This window comes from Nocardiopsis sp. NPDC007018, assembly GCF_040635075.1.
Lineage (GTDB): Bacteria > Actinomycetota > Actinomycetes > Streptosporangiales > Streptosporangiaceae > Nocardiopsis.
Map to the genome: position 1 here is coordinate 184165 of NZ_JBEYHA010000002.1, position 23725 is coordinate 207889.

Annotated in this window: 17 protein-coding genes and 2 tRNA genes; 7 read left to right on the forward strand and 12 right to left on the reverse strand. The window is 72.0% G+C overall.

The window, feature by feature from the left end:
• Positions 1-77 precede the first annotated feature (77 nt).
• Positions 78-1067: a malate dehydrogenase gene (locus ABZ635_RS01890; protein WP_357757335.1), complete on the forward strand. Its 990-nt coding sequence runs from the start codon at positions 78-80 to the stop codon at positions 1065-1067.
• 146 nt (positions 1068-1213) lie between these two features.
• Positions 1214-3706: a DUF3516 domain-containing protein gene (locus tag ABZ635_RS01895; protein ID WP_357757426.1), complete on the forward strand. Its 2493-nt coding sequence runs from the start codon at positions 1214-1216 to the stop codon at positions 3704-3706.
• A 23-nt stretch (positions 3707-3729) separates the two neighbouring features.
• On the opposite strand, the gene ABZ635_RS01900 is transcribed toward ABZ635_RS01895, so the two are convergent.
• Positions 3730-4218, reverse strand: a complete 489-nt coding sequence (locus tag ABZ635_RS01900) for a dCMP deaminase (RefSeq protein WP_357757337.1) — start codon at positions 4216-4218, stop codon at positions 3730-3732.
• Positions 4215-4910, reverse strand: coding sequence for a dihydrofolate reductase family protein (locus ABZ635_RS01905; RefSeq protein ID WP_357757340.1), 696 nt, complete (start codon positions 4908-4910; stop codon positions 4215-4217). The genes ABZ635_RS01900 and ABZ635_RS01905 overlap by 4 nt, the downstream gene beginning before the upstream one ends.
• A 590-nt stretch (positions 4911-5500) precedes the next feature.
• Between ABZ635_RS01905 and ABZ635_RS01910 the strand changes: the two genes are divergently transcribed.
• A complete protein-coding gene (locus ABZ635_RS01910; RefSeq protein WP_357757343.1) occupies positions 5501-6385 on the forward strand; it encodes an SAM-dependent methyltransferase in 885 nt (294 codons plus the stop codon).
• Between the two features lie 116 nt (positions 6386-6501).
• Here the strand turns inward: ABZ635_RS01910 and ABZ635_RS01915 are convergent.
• Both ABZ635_RS01915 and ABZ635_RS01920 read right to left on the reverse strand, forming a co-directional pair.
• A tRNA-Asn gene (locus ABZ635_RS01915) sits at positions 6502-6574 on the reverse strand.
• A 209-nt stretch (positions 6575-6783) separates the two neighbouring features.
• Positions 6784-6856 (reverse strand) — tRNA-Asn (locus ABZ635_RS01920).
• A gap of 159 nt (positions 6857-7015) precedes the next feature.
• Here ABZ635_RS01920 and ABZ635_RS01925 point away from each other — a divergent pair.
• Positions 7016-7360, forward strand: a complete 345-nt coding sequence (locus ABZ635_RS01925) for a hypothetical protein (RefSeq protein WP_357757346.1) — start codon at positions 7016-7018, stop codon at positions 7358-7360.
• A gap of 2 nt (positions 7361-7362) precedes the next feature.
• Complete coding sequence (locus ABZ635_RS01930; protein ID WP_357757348.1) at positions 7363-7908, forward strand: hypothetical protein; 546 nt, start codon at positions 7363-7365, stop codon at positions 7906-7908.
• Between the two features lie 20 nt (positions 7909-7928).
• Here ABZ635_RS01930 and ABZ635_RS01935 read toward each other — a convergent pair whose 3' ends face one another.
• From ABZ635_RS01935 to dnaG, 4 genes are all read right to left on the reverse strand, one after another.
• Positions 7929-10856: an FAD-binding and (Fe-S)-binding domain-containing protein gene (locus ABZ635_RS01935; protein WP_357757351.1), complete on the reverse strand. Its 2928-nt coding sequence runs from the start codon at positions 10854-10856 to the stop codon at positions 7929-7931.
• Positions 10857-10922: 66 nt separating this feature from the next.
• Entirely contained in the window at positions 10923-12248 is a 1326-nt protein-coding gene (locus tag ABZ635_RS01940) for a glycoside hydrolase family 18 protein (RefSeq protein ID WP_357757353.1), read from the reverse strand.
• A gap of 114 nt (positions 12249-12362) precedes the next feature.
• Entirely contained in the window at positions 12363-13442 is a 1080-nt protein-coding gene (gene rpoD, locus ABZ635_RS01945; RefSeq protein WP_357757429.1) for an RNA polymerase sigma factor RpoD, read from the reverse strand.
• Between the two features lie 125 nt (positions 13443-13567).
• On the reverse strand, positions 13568-15418 hold the full coding sequence (gene dnaG, locus ABZ635_RS01950; protein WP_357757356.1) for a DNA primase: 1851 nt from the start codon (positions 15416-15418) through the stop codon (positions 13568-13570).
• A gap of 106 nt (positions 15419-15524) precedes the next feature.
• Between dnaG and ABZ635_RS01955 the strand changes: the two genes are divergently transcribed.
• Positions 15525-15866, forward strand: coding sequence for a hypothetical protein (locus tag ABZ635_RS01955; RefSeq protein ID WP_357757359.1), 342 nt, complete (start codon positions 15525-15527; stop codon positions 15864-15866).
• Here ABZ635_RS01955 and ABZ635_RS01960 read toward each other — a convergent pair.
• From ABZ635_RS01960 to ppdK, 4 genes are all read right to left on the reverse strand, one after another.
• Positions 15774-16832, reverse strand: a complete 1059-nt coding sequence (locus ABZ635_RS01960; RefSeq protein WP_357757362.1) for a LacI family DNA-binding transcriptional regulator — start codon at positions 16830-16832, stop codon at positions 15774-15776. The genes ABZ635_RS01955 and ABZ635_RS01960 overlap by 93 nt on opposite strands.
• Before the next feature lie 148 nt (positions 16833-16980).
• Complete coding sequence (locus tag ABZ635_RS01965) at positions 16981-18246, reverse strand: deoxyguanosinetriphosphate triphosphohydrolase (RefSeq protein ID WP_357757365.1); 1266 nt, start codon at positions 18244-18246, stop codon at positions 16981-16983.
• A gap of 49 nt (positions 18247-18295) precedes the next feature.
• A complete protein-coding gene (locus ABZ635_RS01970) occupies positions 18296-19414 on the reverse strand; it encodes a YdcF family protein (protein WP_357757368.1) in 1119 nt (372 codons plus the stop codon).
• Between the two features lie 341 nt (positions 19415-19755).
• Positions 19756-22449 (reverse strand): pyruvate, phosphate dikinase, encoded by a 2694-nt coding sequence (gene ppdK, locus ABZ635_RS01975; RefSeq protein WP_357757371.1) that lies wholly within the window; start codon positions 22447-22449, stop codon positions 19756-19758.
• Positions 22450-22888: 439 nt separating this feature from the next.
• Here ppdK and ABZ635_RS01980 point away from each other — a divergent pair, with 439 nt between their 5' ends.
• Positions 22889-23587, forward strand: coding sequence for a hemolysin III family protein (locus tag ABZ635_RS01980; protein WP_357757373.1), 699 nt, complete (start codon positions 22889-22891; stop codon positions 23585-23587).
• Positions 23588-23725 lie beyond the last annotated feature (138 nt).

Below are 23725 nucleotides of genomic sequence, written 5' to 3' on the forward strand. Positions count from 1 at the left end.
CTGGGCCCGGCACCGGAGCCGCCTCGAACCCGTTGGTAACATCGCGGGTCGCACATCGTCGTCAGGAGAGTTCACGCATGTCCAACGCACCCGTCAACGTCACCGTCACCGGCGCCGCCGGTCAGATCGGCTACGCGCTCCTGTTCCGGATCGCCTCCGGCCAGCTGCTCGGCGCCGACACCCCGGTGAAGCTGCGCCTGCTGGAGATCCCGCAGGCCGTCAAGGCCGCCGAGGGCACGGCGATGGAGCTCGACGACTGCGCCTTCCCCCTGCTCCAGGGCATCGACATCTTCGACGACGCCACCCAGGCGTTCGAGGGTGCCAACGTCGGCCTGCTGGTCGGCGCCCGGCCGCGCGGCAAGGGCATGGAGCGCGGTGACCTGCTCCAGGCCAACGGCGGCATCTTCAAGCCCCAGGGCGAGGCCATCAACGCCGGCGCCGCCGACGACATCCGCGTCCTGGTGGTCGGCAACCCGGCCAACACCAACGCCCTCATCGCGCAGAGCCACGCCCCGGACGTCCCGGCCGAGCGCTTCACCGCGATGACGCGCCTGGACCACAACCGCGCGCTGACCCAGCTCGCCAAGAAGCTGAACGTGTCGATCAACGACATCAAGAAGCTCACGATCTGGGGCAACCACTCCGCCACCCAGTACCCGGACCTGTTCCACGCCGAGGTCGACGGCGCCAACGCCGCCAAGGCCGTCGGCGACCAGGCCTGGCTGGAGAACGACTTCATCCCGACCGTCGCCAAGCGCGGCGCCGCGATCATCGAGGCCCGTGGCGCGTCCTCGGCCGCCTCGGCCGCCAACGCCGCCGTGGACCACGTGTACGACTGGGTGAACGGCACCCCCGAGGGTGACTGGACCTCTGCGGCCATCCCGTCCGACGGTTCGTACGGCGTCCCCGAGGGCCTCATCTCCTCCTTCCCCGTCACCTCCAAGGGCGGCAAGTGGGAGATCGTGCAGGGCCTGGAGATCGACGAGTTCTCCCGCGGCCGGATCGACGCTTCGGTGCAGGAGCTCGTCGAGGAGCGCGACACCGTCAAGCAGCTCGGCCTCGTCTAGGGGTCGGCGCACCACGTGCCCACGGGCACGTCCCTTTCGGGGACGTGCCCGTCCGCGCGCCGGGGCCCGGTGAGGGGACGAACACCCCGCCGTGTCCCGAAGGGGGTCCGGGACCGGGCAGTATAGAGACCGTGAGTCTCATCGATGTGCTTCCGGCCGAACCAGAACCCGACTCCCTCTTCGAGGCGTTCGCTTTGTGGGCCGAGGAGCGGGGCCTCACCCTCTACCCGCACCAGGAGGAGGCCCTCATCGAGGTCGTCTCCGGGTCGAACGTCATCCTGAACACCCCCACCGGCTCGGGCAAGAGCATGGTCGCCACCGGCGCCCTCTTCGCCGCGCTGGCCCGGAACGAGTGCGCGTTCTACACCGCGCCCATCAAGGCCCTGGTGTCGGAGAAGTTCTTCGACCTGTGCAAGATCTTCGGCACCGAGAACGTCGGCATGATGACCGGCGACGCCAGCGTCAACGCCGACGCCCCCATCGTGTGCTGCACCGCCGAGGTGCTCGCCCAGATCGCCCTGGCCGAGGGCCGGGACGCCGACATCAACACCGTCGTCATGGACGAGTTCCACTTCTACGCCGAGCCCGACCGGGGCTGGGCCTGGCAGGTGCCCCTGCTGGAGATGCCGCAGGCGCAGTTCCTGCTGATGTCGGCCACCCTGGGGGACGTCAGCAGGTTCGAGGAGGACCTGGAGAAGCGCACCGGGCGGTCGACCGCCGTGGTCACCTCCGCCGAGCGCCCGGTCCCCCTGTACTACGACTACCGGGTCACCCCGCTGCACGAGACCCTGGAGGAGCTCCTCGGCAACGGGGACGCGCCCGTGTACATCGTGCACTTCACCCAGGCGCAGGCGATCGAGCGCGCACAGTCGTTGACGAGCATCAACATGTGCACCAAGGAGGAGAAGGCCCGGATCGCCGACGAGATCGGCAACTTCCGCTTCACCACCAAGTTCGGCCGCAACCTCTCCCGGTACGTGCGGCACGGCATCGGTGTCCACCACGCGGGGATGCTGCCCAAGTACCGCCGTCTGGTGGAGCGGCTGGCGCAGGCGGGGCTGCTCAAGGTGATCTGCGGTACCGACACCCTCGGGGTGGGTGTGAACGTGCCCATCCGCACGGTACTGTTCACCGCGCTCAGCAAGTACGACGGTGTGCGGGTGCGCAGGCTCCGGGCCCGCGAGTTCCACCAGATCGCCGGGCGCGCGGGCCGGGCCGGGTTCGACACGGTCGGCAACGTGGTCGCACAGGCCCCCGAGCACGTCATCGAGAACGAGAAGGCGCTGGCCAAGGCGGGTGACGACAGCAAGAAGCGGCGCAAGGTGGTGCGCAAGAAGGCGCCCGAGGGGTTCGTCTCCTGGGACGAGGCGACCTTCCGTAAGCTCATCGACGCCGACCCCGAGCCACTGACGTCGCGGTTCCGGGTGAGCAACGCGATGCTGCTGAGTGTCATCGCGCGGCCCGGCAACTGCTTCGCCGCCATGAAGCACCTGCTCACGGAGAACCACGACGACCGCAAGTCGCAGCGGCGGCACATCCGGGAGGCGATCGCCATCTACCGGTCGCTGCTGGACGGCGGGATCGTGGAGACCCTGCCCGAGCCGGACGACCAGGGCCGCACCGCCCGGCTCACCGTCGACCTCCAGGCGGACTTCGCGCTGAACCAGCCGCTGTCCACGTTCGCGCTGGCGGCGCTGGAGCTGCTCGACGTCGAGTCGCCGACCTACCCGCTCGACGTGCTCACCGTGGTGGAGTCCACGCTGGACGACCCGCGTCAGATCCTCGGCGCCCAGCTCAACAAGGCCCGGGGCGAGGCCGTCCAGCAGATGAAGATGGACGGGATCGAGTACGACGAGCGCATGGAGCGGCTGGAGGAGGTCGACTACCCCAAGCCGCTGGAGGAACTCCTCGACCACGCGTACGAGGTGTACCGACGCGGGCACCCGTGGGTCGGCGACCACCCGCTGCGGCCCAAGACGGTGGCCCGCGACATGTACGAGCGCGCGATGAACTTCGTGGAGTACGTCGGCCACTACGAACTGGCCCGCTCCGAGGGTCTGGTGCTGCGGTACCTGGCCAGCGCCTACAAGGCGCTCAACCAGACGGTGCCCGACGACTCCAAGACCGAGGAGCTGCGCGACCTCATCGAGTGGCTGGGCGAGCTGGTGCGTCAGGTGGACTCCAGCCTGCTGGACGAGTGGGAGCAGCTCACCAACCCCGAGGAGGAGTCCGAGGGCGAGGGCGCCGAGGCCGAGGAGCGGGTACGCCCGGTCACCGCGAACGCCCGTGCCTTCCGGGTCCTGGTCCGCAACGAGATGTTCCGCCGTGTGGAGCTGGCCTCCCGGCGGCGCTACGGCGACCTCGGCAAGCTGTCCGAGGACGACGAGTGGAGCGGCGAGGAGTGGGCCGAGGCCGTGGAGGCGTACTACGCCGAGCACGACGAGATCGGCACCGGTCCGGACGCGCGCGGCCCGAAGATGCTCCTCGTCGAGGAGGAGGACGACATGTGGCGGGTGCGGCAGATCCTCGCCGACCCGGCCGGCGACCACGACTGGGGCATCAGCGCCGAGGTGGACCTGGCCGCGTCGGACGCCGAGGGCCGCGCCGTGGTGCACGTGACGGAGGTCAACCGGCTGTAGGAGCCGTCTTCGGTGCGGGCCCCTCAGCCGAGCAGGTGCGCGTTGACCTCGCGTACGCCCTCGGCGAGGTCGGGGCGTTCGACCACGGCGACCCCGGCGGCCGCCAGGCGCTCGGCCCCGTCGCAGTCCACGAACAGCTCCGGTTCGCGCCAGGCCAGCACGACGCGGCGCAGGGGTGTGGCGAGGACGAGCTCCGTGCACGAGCGCGGCCGCGAGGCCCGTGAGCTGCACGGCTCCAGGGACGAGTAGAGGGTGGCCTCCGCCAGGCGGGGGTCACCGGGGTCGATCCCGCGCAACGCCACCTCCTCAGCGTGGTCGTGCGGGTCGTCGCGGCGCGAGTAGCCCGCGCCCAGGACCTCGCCGTCCCGTGAGACCACGACCGCCCCCACCGAGTAGGCCGTGGCGGAGGGCGGGCAGGAGCGCGAGAGCCGCACCGTCTCCGTCAGCCAGTACGCGTCGGCCTCCCCGGGCCCGGGTGCGGGGCCCCCGGTGGGCGTGTGGGGGGCGGTCACCGCTCCCCCAGCGCGTAGCGCAGGACGGCGATCTGCCCGAGGGCGCGGGCCTCCACCAGGCGCATGGGCGCCTCGGGTGTGTTCGGGAAGGCGCCCGGCAGGACGAAGCGCGGCGCGCCCTCCTGCCCCACGAGGAAGGGCGCGACGGCCAGGCGGAGCTCGTCGACCAGGCCGGAGGCGAGGAACAGGGTGTGGATGTGGCCCCCGCCCTCCACCAGCAGACGGCGCACACCCCTGTCCGCGAGGTCGGCCAGGATCGCCTCGGCCGTGGGCGGGTCCCCCGCGTCCACGACCTCCGCGGGCGGGTCGGTGGAGGGGCGCCCTGCCAGCCTCCGGGTCGCGGTGTCCACTCCCGGACCGCCGGTGTAGACGACGGCTCCCGCGTCCCCGGTGGAGAACAGGCGCGCCGCTGGGTCGATCTCCCCGCTGCGGGTGACGACCGCCTTGAGCAGGTTCTCGGTGCGTCCCTGGGCGCGACGGCGCTCCCGTAGGACGGGCGAGCGCACGAGGAGCCGGGGGTCGTCGGCGCGCAGGGTGCCCGCGCCGACCAGGATCGCGTCACACCCGGCGCGCAGTTCGTCGATCTCGGCGAAGTCGGCGTCGTTGGACAGGCGCAGGCGGTCGGGGCCGGTGTCGTCGATACGTCCGTCGATCGACATCGCGCAGCTCAGGATGGTGTGGGGACGGTCCATGGGACCAGGTTAACGGCGGCCCGGAGCCGGGGTTCCGCAGGTGTGGCGCCTCTTCCCGGAAAGCTTCCCTTTCCGAAGCCTTCCACTCGGGCGTACGAGGAATGACGTAACGGCGCTTCGGTGGATTTCCGCAGGCAGCGGGTGCGTTTGGATAATTGCGCACTGCCTTTCCCCCAGTGATCATGTCCGATTTTCGGCCCGAACCGTTCGGGACCGACGGCCCGGGCCCTTCGGGGGTGGTTCTCGGGGCCGCGGCCGGGCCCGGAGGCGCGGAGCCCCCGGTGACAGCCGGAAGGCGCGCGGTGCGCCGCTTCTCCCGCGACCCGGGGGCCGGGCGGCCACCCCCGGGGACCCGTTCCTCACAAAATGGACATTCGGTGTATAAGTTCGAGTCCGCCCGCGCTCGTCTTAACATGTGGCGCACCGACCCCGAAGTGAGTGACCGGGTGACGATTTCCGCCACCTGTATCCTGGACTCTGTTAACAACCGCGCCCGTACGGAATACAATCCTTTGACGCGACCCCGCGAGGGGTCATCCCAGTTTCCTGGGAGTCGACCGCACTTCCCCACCTCAGACAAGAGGACGGCGATGTCTCGTTTCACCTCCCCCGACTTCCTGAGGCAGGCGGGGGACAACCACGTCCGGGCCAAACCCCCGCCGCCCGTCAACCTGGCCAGGGCCAACATCAACCGCATCCGCTCCTTCCACCTCAGGGGCAAGGACCACTTCCAGGTGGACCGGGACCTCGCGGCCGAGGCCGAGAGGACCGCGGCCGGGTTCGTCGACATCGTCCTGGGAGAGCGCGCCTTCCTCCAACGGGCGGTGCGCCACCTCTCCGCCGACCTGGGCATCCGCCAGTTCCTGCACGTGGACGCGGGGATGCCGGCGCCGGGTGATCCGCACGAGATCGCCCACGAGAGCTTCCGCGACGCCCGGGTCGTCTACGCCAGCCACGACCCGGTGGTGCTGACCCACCACCTGGCGCTCACCCGGGACGGGCGCACCACCACCGCGGTGCGCGGGGGCCTGGAGGACGCCGCCGGCCTCCTGCGCGACCCGGAGGTCGGCCTCCTCGACCTGGACCAGCCGGTGGGGCTCCTGCTCACCGGCGTCGTCTCGCACCTACAGGACCTCGACGCGGCCGTGCGCGGCATCGCGGAACTGCGGGCGGCCGTGGCGCCCGGGAGTCATCTGGTCCTGAGCCACTACTGCCGCCCCGACGCCGCCCGCCACCCCAAGGACGCGCGCCGGGCCGACCAGCTCCAGGAACTCTTCACCCACCGGCTCGGCCACGGCTACTGGCGGTCCGAACAGGAGATCGCCTCGCTCTTCGACGGCTGGGAGTCCGTGCCCCCGGGCCTGCTCCAGACCCAGAAGTGGCGGACCCTTCCGGTCGCTCCCCCCATCCCGGGGAGCTACCAGATGCCGCACCGCAACCGGCAGCTGATCATCGGCGGCATGGGACGTCTCTGAGCCCCGTCCACCCTCGCCCCGCGTTGGAGCCCCTCGGGGCCCGGCAGCGGGCGGGGGTCGCCCCCGCCCACACGAAAAAGGCCCGCCGGATCTCTCCGACGGGCCTGTTCGCACCGCTCCCGCGACTGGACTCGAACCAGTAACCTGCCGGTTAACAGCCGGCTGCTCTGCCGATTGAGCTACGCGGGATCGCGCCTAACCGAGACCCTGCGGCCCCGGCGACAGCACCAATCCTAGCGTGTTCGCAAGGGTGCTCGTGACGTTTTTCCGCGCCCGGGCCACCCGGTCCCGGCGCCTCGAAGGGCACGCCCGTCCCGGCTTCCGCGACCCGCCACGACGGCACCGCGGGTACACGCGGAAAGGCCCACCGGATCTCTCCGACGGGCCTGTTCGCACCGCTCCCGCGACTGGACTCGAACCAGTAACCTGCCGGTTAACAGCCGGCTGCTCTGCCGATTGAGCTACGCGGGATCGCGCCTTGCCGAGGCCCTGCGGCCTCGTCGACATGAATAGACTAGCGCGCTCCGGGAGTGCTCGTGACCGGTGTCGGCCCGTGTAGCCCGGAGCACGACCGGGTAACGTCGGGGCACGGACCACGCCGACCGTCACCAAGGCCGTAAAGAGGAAGCCATGCGCTACCGGATCACCTTCGTCGCCGGACTCGCCATCGGATACGTGCTGGGCGCCAAGGCGGGCAGGGCACGCTACGAGCAGCTCGCCCGCACCGCCCGCAAGGTGGCCGACAGCCCCCTGGTCCAGGAGGTGGCCGGGGTCGTCGGAGCGCAGACCAGCAGAGCGGGCCGCGCCGTCTACGACAAGGCCGTCGAGAAGATGCCCATCACCTCCGTGCGCGACTTCCTGGCGCGCCCCACCGACGAGGAGATCGCCCTCGTCGAGTGGGAGACCAGCCTGTCCAACGGGACCCGCCCCGACCCGGGCCGCAACGGCAGCGGCTCCGCGGACGGAGACGTCTGACGATGGCCCTGTTCGGCCAGAACGTTCCCGAGGGGCTGCGCTCCCGGCTGGAGCGCGGCGAGCGCGTGCTCTCCCAGGCACGCGTCGCCGCCCCGGCCGGGGGCGCCCCCTGCTCCGGTGGCACCCGCACGGACGCCGTGCTGGTGGCCACCACCCGCGCCCTCCACCTGCCCGACGGCCGCAGCGTGCCCTGGCAGGACATCGACCAGGCCCGGTGGAGCCCCGACACGCTCACCTTCGTGGAGGAGGGCGTGGGCGAGCACACCGTGCGGCTGCGCACCGAGCTGACCGGTGAGCCGGTGGACTACCGGCGCTTCGCCGAGACCGTCGCCGAACGGGTCACCTCCACGATCCTGGTGAACCGGTTCGTCCCCTTCCCCTCCCCCGAGTCCTCCTCCGGCTTCCGGCTGGTGGCCCGCAGGGCGCCTCTGGGCAGCGAGATCGACTGGCGGGTGCACCTGGGCGAGGACCTGGACCCCGAGGACCCGCGCCTGTCCGACGCCGTCTCCAGGGCCCTGGCCCTCCTCCACGAGCAGATGGGTGTGTGAGCGCGGCCCCGGCCTGACCGTCAGACGTCCCGGGCGCCGGCCCTTCGGTCCAGGCCAAGGGCCAGCGCCTCGGCCAGGTGCAGTGCCCGGCGGCCCGTCCCCTGCTCGATCTGGGTACGGCAGCTGTAGCCGTCGGCGAGCACCAGGGTGTCGGGGCCGCTCGCGCGGACCCGCGGGAGGAGCTCGCGTTCGCCGATGGCGGTGGACACCTCGTAGTGCCCCTCCGTGAAGCCGAAGTCCCCCGCCAGCCCGCAGCAGCCCGAGTCCAGCACCTCGCCGTCGATCCCGGCGCGCGCGATCAGCGCCCGGTCGGCGTCGAAGCCGGACACGGCGTGCTGGTGGCAGTGCACCTGCGCCAGGGCCGAGGCGTCCACGCGCGGCGGCTCCCACTCCGGGGCGTGCTCGTGGAGGAACCCGGCGAAGGTGTGCACCGCCGCGGCGACCCGGGCGCTCTCCTCCCCCGGCAGCAGTTCCACGAGGTCGTGTTTGAGGGCGGCCGTGCAGCTGGGTTCCAGGCCCACCACCGGCAGTCCCTGCGACACCAGCGGCGCCAGCGCCGCCACCGCCCGGCGCATCACCGCGCGGGCCACGTCCAGCTGGCCGGTGGAGACCCACGTGAGCCCGCAGCAGACCTGTCCCCGGGGCAGCACCACGGAGAACCCGGCGTCCTCCAGCACGCGCACGGCCGACACCAGGACGTTCGGGTGGAACAGGTTGCCGAAGGTGTCCGGCCACAGCACCACCTTGGGCCCGCCCGCGCGGCCGCCGCCGCGCAGCAGACGGCGCCGGTAGGCCCGGGTGAACGTGGTGCGGGCGAAGGCGGGCACCTCCCGCTCCGCGGCCACCCCCGCCCACCGCTTGGCCAGCGTCGACACCCCGGGGAGACGGACCACCCGGTTGGCCTCCTCGGGCGCCAGGGACGCCAGGCGGGCCAGGACCGGCAGCCAGCCCATGGAGTAGTGGGCCGCGGGGCGCACCCTGCCCCTGTAGTGCTGGTGGAGGAACTCGGCCTTGTAGGAGGCCATGTCCACGTTGACCGGGCAGTCGCTCAGGCACCCCTTGCAGGACAGGCACAGGTCCAGGGACTCCCGGACCTCCTCCGAGCGCCACCCGTCGGTGATCACCTCGCCGTTGGCCATCTCGAACAACAGGTGGGCCCGCCCGCGCGTGGAGTGCCTCTCCTCCTGGGTGACCTGGTAGCTCGGGCACATCACCCCCGGCCCGCTCTGCCGACGGCACTTGCCCACGCCCGAGCAGCGGCGCAGCGCCTTCGCGAAGTCGCCGTCGTCCTCCCCGTAGGCCAGGGTGGTCTGTGACAGCAGCGGCAGCGCGGGGCGCACGTCGGTGGCCACCCGCACGTCGGCGTCCAGGGGAAGCGGGTCGACGATGATGCCCGGGTTCATGAGGCCGTCGGGGTCCCACACCCGCTTGAACTCGCCGAAGGCGCGCACGAGGCCCTCCGGGTACATGCGGGACAGGAGTTCCGAGCGCGCCTGCCCGTCACCGTGCTCGCCGGAGAGCGAGCCGCCGTGGCGCACCACGATGCCCGCCGCCTCCTCCATGAAGGCCCGGTACTCGCGCCGGCCCCGTTCGTGGGTCAGCTCGAAGTCGATGCGCACGTGCAGGCAACCGTCGCCGAAGTGCCCGTAGACGACGCCGTAGCGGTCGTGCCGCGCCATGAGGGCCTCGAAGTCGCGCAGGTAGTCGCCGAGGTTCTCCGGCGGCACGGCCGCGTCCTCCCAGCCCGACCACGCCTCGGCTCCGGTGGGCGTGCGGGAGGTGAGCCCCGCGCCCTCCTCCCGGATGCGCCAGAGCGCCTTCTGGTGGGCGGGGTCGGCGACCACAGCGGAGTCACGGGGGCGGGTGGCCCCGCCGAGGGAGTCGACCATCGTCCGCGCGGCGGCGGCCGCCTCCTCCGGGGTGTCCCCCGCGACCTCCACCAGCAGCCAGGCGTGGCCGAGCGGCAGCGGCACCCGTGATGTCGACCCGTGACGGTCCAGGGCGGCCACGATGCGGTCGTTGATGCCCTCGACGGTCAGGGGCGCGTGCTCCAGCAGTCCGGGCACGGCGTCGGCTGCCGACGGGGCGTCGTCGAAGCCGAGCACCGCCAGGGCGCGGGCGGGGGGTGTCTCCACCAGCCGCACGGTGGCGCCCACGACCATCGCGCAGGTGCCCTCGGTACCCACCAGTGAGGCGGCGACGTCGCGCCCCTTCTCGGGGAGCAGGCGGTCGATGGCGTAGCCGGAGACGCGGCGCCGGAACTCGGGCATGGAGGTGCGCATCTGGGCGCGGTGCGTCTCGACCAGGCGGGCCAGTGCCGCGTGGATCTCACCCTCACGGCCGGGGCGGGCGGCCAGTTCCTCGAACTCCTGCGCGGTGTGCTCGGAGCCGACGGTGATCCGGGTGCCGTCGGAGAGCAGCAGGTCGAGGGAGACCACGTTGTCGGCGGTGGTGCCCCAGGCCACCGAGTGGGAGCCGCAGGCGTTGTTGCCGATCATGCCGCCGATGGTGCAGCGGCTGTGGGTGGAGGGGTCGGGTGCGAAGGTGAGCCCGTGCGCCGCGGTGGCGGACCGCAGGTCGTCCAGGATCACCCCCGGCTGGACCGTGGCGGTGCGGGCCTCGGGATCGATGTCGAGGATCGCGCGCAGGTGCCGTGAGGTGTCGATGACCACCCCGGTGCCGATGGCGTTCCCGGCGATGGAGGTGCCGCCGCCGCGCGGCACGATCGGCACCCCGTGCGCCGCGCACGCGCGGACGGCGGCGACGCAGTCGTCGACGGTCTCGGGGATGACCACGGCGAGCGGGACGCGGCGGTAGTTGGAGGCGTCGGAGGTGTACAGGGCGAGGGTGCCCGCGTCCAGGGCGACGGTTCCCCTGACGTTCTCCTCCAGGTCGCGGCGGAGCGCGGGGAGGTCCGGGCGTGGAGCGGTGCTGTGCGGATCGGCCATGCACACAGCGTGGCGCGGCCGGTACGGGGTGGCAACCGCGGCGCGCGGCGCTCGGGGGCGGCCGGCTCAGTCCAGGGACTCGCGCATGGCGCGGACCAGGACGCCGTCGGGGTCCATGTCGAGGTTCCACACCATCATCCCGGCCAGGTCGTTCTCACGGACGTACTCGCCCTTGAGCGCGATCACCTCGGGGTTGTCGTAGGTCCACCACTCGTCGCCGTCGTAGACCCAGTAGGCGCCCGCCTCCTCGTCGAGGAAACGGCGCCCCTCGGTCTCCTCCAGCTGGTCGAAGGCGCGGGTGGGGCCGTCGTAGTCGTCGTCGGCGGCCGCCTCGGCCCGCTGGCCCCGGCCCTGGTCCTGGGCGGGCACGCCCTGCCAGCCCCTCCCGAAGGCGGGAACCCCCATCACCAGCTGTCCCGGGTCGGCCCCCAGATCCAGGTAGCGGCGGACCGCCTGGTCGACGCTGTTGGCGTCCGGGTCGAAGTCGGGCACGTACAGGTTGGAGTGGTGGGCGGTGTCGGTGCTCCAGGGGCCGGAGAAGTCGTAGCCCTGCACCGTGGCGAGGTCGACGTGGTCGAACAACTCGGGTTCGTACGCGTCGGCGTGGGAGGCGCCGCCGGGGAGGGACACCGACAGCACGTAGTCCCGCCCGGTCTCCTCGGCGAGGGCGTCCATCTGGCGCCGGAACTCGGCGGCGAGCAGGGTGAAGTTGGCGGGGTCGTCGGCGTGCTCCACGTTGTCGGTGTTGCCCTGCCCGGCCGGCCACTCCCAGTCCAGGTCGATGCCGTCGAAGACGCCCGCGCCCGCACCGTCCCCGCCCTGGGGCTCGTCTCCGAGCACCGGCAGGTCGCCGCGCAGCCACAGGTCCAGGCAGGAGGAGACGAAGGCCTGCCGGGACTCCTCGGTCCGCGCGGCGGTGGAGAAGTTCACCGACCAGTTCCAGCCGCCCAGGGAGAGACTGGCGCCCAGGTCGGGGTACTCGTCGCGGAGCTGGCGCAGCTGGTTGAGGCCGCCCGCGAGCCGCTGCCCGTACTCGTCGGCCGTACCGCTCACGCTCTCGTCGGCCGAGTAGCGTCGCTGGTAGAGCTCCCAGGGCTGGTCGTGGCGGCCCTCGGGGATGTGGCAGAGGCCGTCGGTGTCGATGCTGCCGAACGCCCACATGAGGCGGGTCAGGTCCGCGGGCGCCCCGCTGTCGCGCAGCGCGCCGACCGTGTAGCCACGGTTGGCCACGTTCCACTCGGCGAAGTACCCGATGCGCTCGGGTTCGCGTTGGTTCGCGATCACGACGGCGCCCGCGAGGAGCGCGACCGCGGCGGCGGCGGACCCCGCTGCCAGGAGCGGGCGCCGTGTGAGGGGCGTGCCGGACTCGGGAGGGGGCGACGTGGCGTTCACCCCTCGACCGTAGGCGTACGGTCGGGCACGCGCGGGGTGTTCGTCCCATGTCGGCCAGTTCAGGCCGTTCCCCCGCGCGGGGGAACCCGGGGCGGGCCCGACACGTTGAGGGGCTCAGCCGTCGCGCAGGAAGTCCTTCAGGGTGCCCGCCCGCGCGGGCTGGCGGAGCTTGGCGAGGGTCTTGGCCTCGATCTGGCGGATGCGTTCGCGGGTGACGCCGAACTCTCGGCCCACCTCCTCCAGGGTGCGCGGGCGTCCGTCGGCCAGGCCGAAGCGCAGCCGGATGATACGCCTCTCCCGCTCGGAGAGGCCGCCCAGCAGTATCCGCAGCTGCTCCTGGAGAAGCGTGAAGGCGGCCGCCTCGACCGGCGCGACGGCGTCGGAGTCCTCGATGAAGTCCCCGAAGTCGGACTCCTCCTCACCGATGGGCGCCTGGAGGGACACGGGTTCGCGGGCGATGCGCCGGATCTCCAGGACCCGCTCGCCGCCGCACCCGGCGGCGGAGGAGATCTCGGCGACGCTGGGCTCGCGCCCCAGCTTCTGGTGCAGCTGGTGCTGCACCCGCACGAGCCTGTTGATGGTCTCGACCATGTGCACCGGGATACGGATGGTGCGGGCCTGGTCGGCGATGGCCCTGGTGATGGCCTGGCGAATCCACCAGGTGGCGTAGGTGGAGAACTTGAAGCCCTTGGTGTGGTCGAACTTCTCCACGGCGCGGATGAGGCCGAGGTTGCCCTCCTGGATGAGGTCCAGGAAGAGCAGGCCGCGCCCCATGTAGCGCTTGGCGATGGACACGACCAGGCGAAGGTTGGCCTCGATCAGCCGACGTTTGGCCCGTCCGCCCTCCTCCACCAGGGCGGCGAGCTCGTCCGCCGAACGGACCTGGTCGGGTGCGAGGCGCTGGGCGTACAGGCCCGCCTCGACGGCCTTGGCGAGGTCGACCTCCTCCCGCGCGGTCAGCAGCGGGACTCGGCCGATCTCGCGCAGGTACAGACGGACCAGGTCCGACCCGGAGCGGCGGCCCGGGTCGGTGACCGCCGCCTCCTCGGGGTCGGCCACGTCGATCCCGGCGCGGACGAGGTCGGCGATGGTCCCGTCCAGGGAGTCGGGTGGCGCCTCCAGGCTTTCCAGCGCCGCCGCGACCTCCCCACGGCTCACCGTTCCCCGGCCCGAACCGGGAAGGAGCGGGACCACCTGTCGGACGGGTGGTATTTCGTTGGTCACAACTGTGGGAGGCACCACTTCATTGTGCCCGGACACCTACCGGATCAGGGAGATCTACTATTGTCACCCCGGTGCTACACGCCGCCGGGAACCCACTACTGGAGGGCGCGTTTTTGCTGGCCGAGCTGCATGAGCTCAACGAAGACCCGATTGTATTCCTCGGGTTGCGCGACCTGGTCGATCCGGTGCAGCTCGGATTTGAGGTTTGACTCGCGACGGTTGATGGAATGAGTTCTGATTGTGCTCAGAATTTGTTGCGCGAAATGCGCGTCGAGTTCTCCATAGAACTTGATCTCCTCTACACCGAGGCGCGTGACGAAATCGCGTTGTGCGTCATTGGGGGCGGCGTCGCGCAGTGTCAGCGCCCACGTCTCGGGGTCTCCCACGGCACCGACCCCGCCCTGCTGTCGGATCAGCTGGAGCACCGCCCGGTGCTGGGGGACGGTGAAGTCGTCCTCGGTGAGGGTGTCGAAGCCTTGGGCCAGGTTCGGGTGCTTGACCGCGATCTTCAGGGCCTCCCGTTCGCGCTGCACGGAGGGGTCGCGCAGGTCGTAGGGGGCGCTCTGGGCGTCGGGGGTGGGCACCGGCGCCTTCGGGGCGAGGCGCGCACCGCCCTGGCGCATGTGCTGGCGGACGCGGCGCACCACGAAGGCCTCGTCGAGGAACCCGAGCCAGCGGTCCAGGTTCTTGGCGTAGGCCTCCCGGGTGCCCGCGTTGCGGATGCTGGCCACCACGGGGGCCGCGGCGTCCAGGGCGGCGATGCGGCCCTCCACCGTGGACAGGTCGTAGTTCTCGAAGGTCTTGCGGACCATGAACTCGTACAGCGGCGTGGCGTCGTCGACCAGGTCGACCACGGCCTGGGGGCCGTTCTGGAGGCGCAGGTCGCAGGGGTCGAGACCGTCCGGTTGGACGGCCACGAAGGTCTCCGAGGAGAACCCGTGCTCCTCGGCGAAGGCCCGCACGGCCGCCTTCTGTCCGGCCTTGTCTCCGTCGAAGGTGAACACCACCCGGGTCTCGTGGTTGGGGCGACCGTGCAGCATCCGGCGCAGGATCTTGAGGTGGTCCTCGCCGAAGGAGGTGCCGCAGGTGGCGACCGCCGTGGTCACCCCGGCCTCGTGGCAGGCCATGACGTCGGTGTAGCCCTCGACGATGACCGCCTTGCCCTGCCGGGAGATCTCCCGTTTGGCCAGGTCCAGCCCGTAGAGCAGCCGCCCCTTGTGGAAGATGGGGCTCTCCGGGGAGTTGAGGTACTTGGGGCCGTCCTCCTCGGGGTCGAGCTTGCGCGCCCCGAACCCGACGACCTCACCGGTGACCTCGCGCACCGGCCAGAGCAGGCGGTTGCGGAACCGGTCGTAGGCTCCGCGGCGCCCCTGGCTGGCCAGGCCGCCCTCGATGATCTCGGCGTCGGTGAACCCCTTCTGACGCAGGTGGTCGGTGAGGTGCTGCCAGCCGCCGGGGGCGAACCCGAGCCCGAACTGCTCGGCGTGCGTCCGGTTGAAGCCGCGCTCGCCCAGGAACCGGCGCGCCTCGATCGCCCCGGGCGTCAGGAGCTGGTCGGAGTAGAACCGGGCGGCCTCCCGGTGCGCGTCGAGCAGGCGCTGGCGCTTGCCCTCGTCACGGCGCGGGGTGCTGCGCCCGCCCTCCTCGTACCGCAGGACGATCCCGGTCTGCCGCGCCAGGGACTCGACCGCCTCCGCGAAGCTGAGGCTGTCGATCCTCTGCACGAAGGAGATGACGTCCCCGCCCTCCCCGCAGCCGAAACAGTAGAAGAGGTTCTTCGCGGGGGTGACGTTGAAGGAGGGGGACTTCTCGTCGTGGAAGGGGCAGAGCCCCTTGAGCGAGCCGCCGCCAGCGTTGCGCAGCTGGAGGTACTCGCCGATCACGTCAGCGATGGGCGTGCGCTCGCGCACGAGGGCGATGTCTTCGTCTTTGATCCGGCCTGCCACGGTGTTCAGGGTAGTTCTCCCCCGGGACGTTCCGACCACCGCGCACCGGCGCGGGTTCCCCGTAGCGCCATCCCGCGGTCATCCGGGCGTCGTCTACGACGTGCGGATGCGGCCGCGCGGGTCCCGGCTGCTGGCGGAGGACGTCGAAGGGGTGGACTTCGTCTCCCCCGGTTCGACGGCCGCCTCGGAGCACGTGCGAGAGCTGGACGGCTACCGCACCGACGACACCGACCACTTCCGCTCCCTGGTCGAGGAGCACGTTCTGCCCGTGCGCGTCCAGGTCGACGACGTGGTGCACTCCCCCGCTGACGAGGCCCCGGAGTCCCTTCTGGAGGGGATCGAGCGTTCCCCGCGGCTACCAGTGAGCCCGCGCCGGTCCGTCGGGGCCGTCGACGCGGGGCGGCGGCCCGGTGCTGCGGCGCGGACGCGCGCGGGCCGGGACGAGTAGGGGCCCGCCGGTGTCGGGCACGTCGCCGTCGAGCAGGCGCAGGAGCAGGCCCGCGGCGGCCTCGCCCACCCGCGCGGGGTCTCCGTCGGCCGTGGTGAGGGCGGGGGTGAGGTGGGCGGCGTCGGGGAGGTCGCCGAACCCGGCGACGCTGACCTGGCCGGGAACGCGCAGTCCGCTCTCTTCGAGGGCGCGCAGCAGGCCGAGGGCGAGGCGGTCGTCGGCGGCCAGGACGGCGGTGACCGCCTCGCCTCCGGCACGGCGCGCGGCGAGCGCGAGCCCGGCGGCACGTCCGGCGCCGGCTCCGGTCCGGTCGGGGTGTTCGGGTCGGGGGACGGGCGCTCCGGCCTCTTCGAGGGCGCGGCGCCAGCCGCGGGTTCGGGCGGCGTGTCCGAGGGAGCCGTCAGCGACGTGGTGCACGGTGCGGTGTCCGAGTCCGAGCAGGTGACGGGTGAGGTCGCGGGCGCCTCCGCTGTGGTCGGCACCGACCGACGGCAGGCGGTGGGCCGGGGCCCGGGGGTCGTCGTGGACCACGACGGTCGGCGGCCGGTGGTGGAGGGCGGCCAGCACGTCCTCCTGCCCGGGGACCAGGGCCAGACACCCTTCGGGTGCGAGGCCGAGGAGGCGCTCGGCGGCGGCGGGCAGGTCGGCGGGAGCCGTCCCGGTGTAGAGCAGGGTGTGGCCGGTGGCGCGCAGGGCCCGTTCGGCCCCCATGAGGAGGCGGGCGGTGTCCGGGTGGCCGGGGCGGGTGGTGAGGACGCCGACCAGCCCGGAGCGGTGGGTGGCCAGGGCGCGTGCGGAGGAGTTGCGCCGGTAGCCGAGTTCGGCGATGGCCGCGCGGACCCGGGCCGCGGTCTCGGGGAGGACCCCGGGATGGGCGTTGAGGACGCGGGACACGGTCTGGTGGGACACGCCCGCCAGCCGGGCGACGTCGTTCATGACGGGGCCGTGTCCGCGCCGTGGGGGCATGCGCTGGTCCCTCGCTCGTGCCGGTGCCATCCTGCGCGTGCGGCCGCGCTGACGCGACGGTCGGGCGCACTGAGCAGTGTGTGCGCTCGTGTGGCGGGCGTCAAGACCGGTGGGGTCGGAGGTTGCGGGCGCCCCTGGTGGGAGCGGGTCAGCCGACGAGCCGGGCGTGCAGGGCCGTGGCGGAGGTGTCGGTGAGCGAGGCGACCTGGTCCACGACCACGCGCAGGGCCGCGGCGTCGTCGGCGGCGTTCTCGTGGGCGGCGCGGAACTGGGGGTCCAGGGCGCCGGGTGAGCCGTGCCAGAGCGCGGAGACGAGTTCGGTGATGGTGCGGCGTTCCTCGGCCTGGTACACGCGGGCCTCCTCCCGGGACATCACGAAGTGCGCGGCCACCGCCTTGAGCAGGGCGCACTCCAGGAGGGCGCGGCGGGGCAGGACGAGGTCGGCGCGGTAGCGGGTGAGGCGGCCCGGGCCGTGGGCCCGCCGGGTGGCGCCCTCGGCGGCCCGGCAGAACCGGCCGATGAGTTCGCTGGTGAGGTTCTTGAGGGCGGCCAGCGAGGCGAGGTCTCCGGTGAACTCGGCGGGCCACACGGGTTCGGCGAGCAGGTCGCGCATGACCTCGTCGAGTTCGGCCGGTTCGGCGTCGCAGTAGGAGGCGGCGGCGATCCGGCAGACCTCGGCGCGCTGGCCGGGGTCGCGCAGGGCGCCCATGCTGACCAGTCCGGCGTGCAGGGCGTCCTCGACGTCGTGCACGGAGTAGGCGACGTCGTCGGCCCAGTCCATGACCTGTGCCTCGAAGCAGGTGCGACCGGCGGGGGCGCCCTCGCGCAGCCAGGCGAAGGCCTCCGCGTCGTCGGGATAGCAGTTGAACTTGTGGGTGTCGCCGCCCTCCCCCCGGTGCCAGGGGTACTTGACGGTGGCGTCCAGGGTGGCGCGGGTGAGGTTGAGCCCGGCGCTGCGGCCGTCGGGGTCGATGACCTTGCCCTCCAGGCGGATGAGCAGGCGCAGGCTCTGGGCGTTGCCCTCGAACCCGCCGCACGCGGCGGCGGCCTCGTCGAGGGCGCGTTCGCCGTTGTGCCCGAAGGGCGGGTGGCCGAGGTCGTGCGAGAGGCAGGCGGCCTCGACGAGGTCGGGGTCGCAGCCGAGGGCCTGGCCGAGTTCCCGGCCGATCTGGGCGCACTCCAGGGAGTGGGTGAGCCGGGTGCGGGGGAAGTCGCTCACCCCGGGTTGGACGACCTGGGTCTTGGCGGAGAGCCTGCGCAGCGCGGAACTGTGCAGGACCCGGGCGCGGTCGCGCTCGAAGGGGCCGCGCCGCCTGCTCTTGCGCGACTCCTGGGAGTGGCGTTCGGTGTCGCGCGCGGTGTACCCGTGGGTGCCGCTCTCCGGGGCCACGGACTCTCCGGACATGGTCGTCATGGCCACGAGCCTACTTCCCGGCAACGACGAAACGTGCCATTGCACCTGGTCAGGCCGCGTTGACTCGGATGTCGCTGCTGTCGTTGAAGATCCAGTAGTACCAGAGCGACGCGGTTTCCCTCGTGATGTACCACAGTTGGGTCCGGCGCTCGATGACGGCGGGGCCGGAGCGCGAGGGCGAGGTACCGGCCTCGATGCCGTGGTCGGCGGCCATCACCTTGGATCGCAGGCTGTGCCAGGGGTCGGAGACGAGGATGGCGGTCTCCCAGCCGTTGTCCTCGAAGACCCCCTCCATGGCCTGGAAGCTCTGGAGGGTGTCGCTGCCCTGCTCGACCGCGGTGACGTGGTCGGCGGGGACGCCCACCGCGATGAGCCAGTTCCGGCCCGCCTCCGCCTCGGTGTAGGCGTCGTCGGGCTGTTTGCCGCCGACCGTGACGATGTGCGGGGCGACGCCCTCCAGGTAGAGGACCTGGGCCTGGCGCAGTCGCGCCTCGAAGACGGGAGAGGGCACGCCGTTGTACTGGCTGGCGCCGAGCACCACGATGGCGTCGGAGGCCGTGCGGTCGTCCTGTCGTGCTGTGTACCAGACCCAGCCCCAGGTGCCGGGCGGGATCGCCAGGGCGACGAGGAGGAGCAGGGTGACGATCCAGCGCAGGCGGAGGCGACGCGGTCGGCGGCGTTTGGGGGTGTGGACGCGGGGAGGGCGGGGCGGTGGGGCACCGCGGCCGCGACGGCGGCGCGGTTCCTCGTAGGGCTCCTCCAGGGGTTCGTACCGCTCACCGTACGGTTCGTCCCGGTCGCGCTCGTGGTGGTCGTCGCGGCGTTCTCCGTGCCCACGGTCCCCGGCCTCGTCCCGGTACACGGGAATCCCCGGGTCCGAACGGTTCCCGGGACGGTCGCGGACGAACCTGCGGGTGAAGGCGGTGCCCTCGGAGGCTGGCCCGGAGGGGTCGTGGCGGGCGAACTCCCTGGTGTCCTCGGCGGTCCCGGCGCGCGGACCCGTGTCAGCGGTCGCCGGGGGCCGGGTGAAGGCCCGGGTGCTGTCGGTCTCCGGTGAGGTGCCCGACAGCGCGTCGCGCGAGAAGACCTGGGTGGCCTCGTGGTCGGCGGAGGCCGGGGCCGGTTCGTTCCACGGCTCGTCGCCGCGACCGTCGCTCGCCGTTCGCACCGGCTCACCTCCGCTTGGTTGGTTCAGGACGCGGTACCACCACTGGGACGCCCCGTGCCCTGCGCTGGTTCGCGACCCCGCATGGGGCGGGGACGCCGGGTGTGGGGGAGCCGGGGCGGACGGCGGTGGCGCCCGGAGCTCCGTTCGCGGGGAGGGGGCTCGGGGCGACGCGCGCGGGCGCGCACCGACGCCGGAAATATATCACGAAAAGGTCACGGTCGACTGTTCCGCCGACCTCGGCCGCGATGCCCGATTCTAGTGCCCAGCACCCCGCGCAACGCCCGTGGCGCGGACCCTTCCTCCGGGTCCCCGCCACGGGTGTTCGGTCCGTCACGTGCTCGCTACGCGGAGCGGCCCGCGGCCCGCCCGGCCTCCAGCCGTGCCACCGGGACCCGGAACGGCGAACAGGAGACGTAGTCCAGCCCCGCCCGGTGGAAGAAGTGCACCGAGGCCGGGTCGCCGCCGTGCTCCCCGCACACGCCGAGCTTGATGCCCGGCCGGGCCGCGCGTCCCTCCTCGGCGGCGATACGGATCAGACGCCCCACGCCGTCCACGTCCAGGGACTCGAACGGCGACACCCCGAACACGCCCTTCTCCAGGTAGGCGGAGAAGAAGGACGCCTCCACGTCGTCGCGGGAGAAGCCCCACACGGTCTGGGTGAGGTCGTTGGTGCCGAAGGAGAAGAACTCGGCGTTCTCGGCGATCTGACCGGCGGTGAGGGCCGCGCGCGGCAACTCGATCATCGTGCCGACCGGGAAGTCCAGCTCCACGCCGTTCTCCTCCCCCACCTCGCGCAGGACCCGCTGCGCCTCGTCCCGGATGATCTCCAGCTCCTGCACCGTGCCCACCAGCGGGATCATGATCTCGGGCCGGGGGCGTCCGCCCGCCCTCGTCCGGTCCACGGCCGCCTGCGCGATGGCCCGCACCTGCATGGTGAACAGCCCCGGCACGACCAGGCCCAGGCGCACCCCGCGCAGACCCAGCATCGGGTTCTGTTCGTGGAGCCTGTGCACGGCCTGGAGGACGCGCAGGTCGTTCTCGTGGCTCTCTCCCCGGGCCTCGGCCACCGCCACGCGCACCGACAGCTCGGTGATGTCGGGCAGGAACTCGTGGAGCGGCGGGTCGAGGAGGCGGACCGTGACGGGCAGGCCGTCCATGGCCTCCAGGATGCCTCCGAAGTCCTCGCGCTGGAGCGGGAGCAGGGCGTCCAGCGCCCCCTGCTGCTCGTCGGGGGTGTCGGCGAGGATCAGGCGCTCCACGAGCTGGCGGCGGTCGCCGAGGAACATGTGCTCGGTGCGGCACAGGCCGATGCCCTGGGCGCCCATCCGGCGGGCGCGGGCGGCGTCCTCGGGGGTGTCGGCGTTGGCGCGCACGTACAGACGGCGGGCGGCGTCGACGTAGTGCATGAGGCGGTGCACGGAGCGGACGAGGTCGTCGGCCTGGTCCGAGGCGGGGTCGATCTCGCCTTCGAAGTAGCGGACCACCGGGGAGTCGACCACGGGCACCTCGCCCAGGTACACGCGGCCGCTGGTGCCGTCGATGGAGATGACGTCGCCCTCCTCGACCACCTCGCCGCCGGGCGCGGTCATGCGCCGGTTCTTGGTGTCCACGTCGAGTTCCTCGGCCCCGCACACGCAGGTCTTGCCCATGCCCCGGGCCACGACGGCGGCGTGCGAGGTCTTGCCGCCCCGACTGGTGAGGATGCCCTTGGCGGCGATCATCCCCTCCAGGTCGTCGGGGTTGGTCTCGCGGCGGCAGAGGATGACGCTCTCCCCGCTGCGCGACCACTTGACGGCCGTGTAGGAGTCGAAGACGGCCTTGCCGACGGCGGCTCCGGGCGAGGCGTTCATACCGCGCCCGAGGAGGTGGACGTCCTCAGCGACCGGGGCGGTGTCGTCGAAGCGGGGGAACATCAGCTGTGCGAGCTGGTCGCCGGTGACGCGCTGGACGGCCTCGTCCAGGCCGATCAGGCCCTGGTCCACGAGCTGGTCGGCGATGCGGAAGGCGGCCGCGGCGGTGCGCTTGCCCACACGGGTCTGGAGCATCCACAGTCGGCCGCGCTCGATGGTGAACTCGATGTCGCACAGGTCCCGGTAGTGGTTCTCCAGGGTGTCCATGATGTCCATGAGCTCCGCGTGGCTGCGGGGGTCGATCCGCTCCAGCTCGGTGAGGGGGACGGTGTTGCGGATGCCCGCCACCACGTCCTCGCCCTGGGCGTTTTGGAGGTAGTCGCCGTAGACGCCGGGCTGGCCGGTGGCGGGATCGCGGGTGAAGGCCACACCGGTGCCCGAGTCCATGCCGAGGTTGCCGAAGACCATGGAACAGACGTTGACGGCGGTACCGAGGTCGGCGGGAATGCGCTCCTGGCGCCGGTAGAGGACGGCGCGGGGGGCGTTCCAGGAGTCGAAGACGGCCCGGACGGCGAGGTGCATCTGCTCGCGGGGGTCGGAGGGGAAGGGGCGGCCGGTCCGTTCGTCGACGATCCCCTTGAACCGTTCGACGAGCCGTCGGAGGTCGGCGGTGTCCAGGTGCAGGTCGTCGGTAACGCCCTTGGCGGTCTTGAGCTCGTCGATGACCTCCTCGAAGAGGTCGCCGTCGATGCCCAGGACGGTCTTGCCGAACATCTGGACGAGGCGGCGGTAGGAGTCCCAGGCGAAGCGCTCGTCACCGCCCTGGGCGGCCAGGCCGACGACGGAGTCGTCGTTGAGGCCGATGTTGAGGACGGTCTCCATCATGCCGGGCATGGAGAACCGGGCGCCGGAGCGGACGCTGACCAGGAGCGGGTCGTCGGGCTGGCCGAGCCGGCGCCCCATGGCCTCCTCCAGTTCCTTGAGGTCGGCCTCGACCTCGGCGTCGAGCCCGTCGGGGAGGGTGCCGTGCTCCAGGTAGTGACGGCACGCCCGCGTGGTGATGGTGAAGCCGGGGGGAACCGGGAGGCCGAGGTTGGTCATCTCGGCGAGGTTGGCGCCCTTGCCGCCGAGCAGGTCCTTCAGGTCCTTGTTGCCCTCGGTGAACTTGTAGACGTACTTGGTCACGGGGGTGCTCCCTCGTTCTCTCGCGGCCGTTCGGCGCCGGGTCGGCCCCTGTTGGGCGCGACCCTATCCACAGTCCGCACAAGCACCCCTCCATGAACCACCCTTTTTCTGCATAGTGCCAGTTCAAGGACGCCAAAGAGGACTAGACCAATGGTCCAGCGAGTCGACACCTCGCCCACCCGGGAGAACACCCCCAAGGGACGGATACGGGTCACCTATGCGCTGGTCAGCGACGCTCGACCACTCACGGACATCCGGGCGAAACGTCCGGGACCGGCCGTACCGGGACCGCGACCAATCCCCCACCCGTCCGCACCGCCCGGCGCGCACTGTGCCGCGCGACACAGCATTACCGTCAAGTAACCTACGCAGCCGTAAGTTAGGCTTCTCCGTGTGGCCCGCCGGTGAGCGGGGTCGCCGGATCTGAGGGGTGCGCACAGTGACGAAGACGCGGGAAACAGGGAGCGCGCGGGCCGCGGCGGCCGCCGGGGACCTCCTGGAGGCGGTCAAGCCCCGGCTCCGGGGGTGGCTCCACCTGGGTACCGCACCGCTCGCGCTGGCGGCCGGGATCGTCCTGGTGGCGCTCTCCCCCACCGCGCCCGCGATGGCCGCCAGCGCCGTGTACGCGCTCAGCTCCGTGCTGCTGTTCAGCACCTCGGCCGTCTACCACGTGGGCCGCTGGTCGCCCGGCGCGCAGAGGGTCCTGCGCCGCATGGACCACTCGAACATCTACCTGATCATCGCGGGCACCTACACGCCGTTCATCATGCTCGTGCTGGAGGGCACCCTGCGCACGGCGATGCTCGCGCTCGTGTGGGGCGGCGCGCTCGCCGGGGTCACGTTCAAACTCCTGTGGCTAGGCGCCCCTCGCTGGCTCTCCACCGCCCTGTACCTGGCCATCGGCTGGGTCGCGGTCCTGTTCATCCCCGACCTGGTCCAGGGCACCCACCCGGCCACCTGGATTCTCATCCTCGTGGGCGGCGTGCTCTACAGCGTCGGCGCCGTGGTCTACGGGCTGAAGCGGCCCGACCCCGCGCCCCGTTGGTTCGGGTTCCACGAGATCTTCCACTCACTGACCATCGCGGCCTTCGTCTGCCACTACGTCGCGGTCTCGTTCGTGGTCTACACGGCGGCCTGACCGACAGAGGCCCCGGACGCGCGCCGCGGCCGGTCTCCGGAAGCGGGTTCACGTTCGAACGGCAGACCACCACGGTCAAGACGATCGCGAACTGGGCCGCGATCACCAAGCGCGCCCTCGCGGACGTCGGCCAGGTCA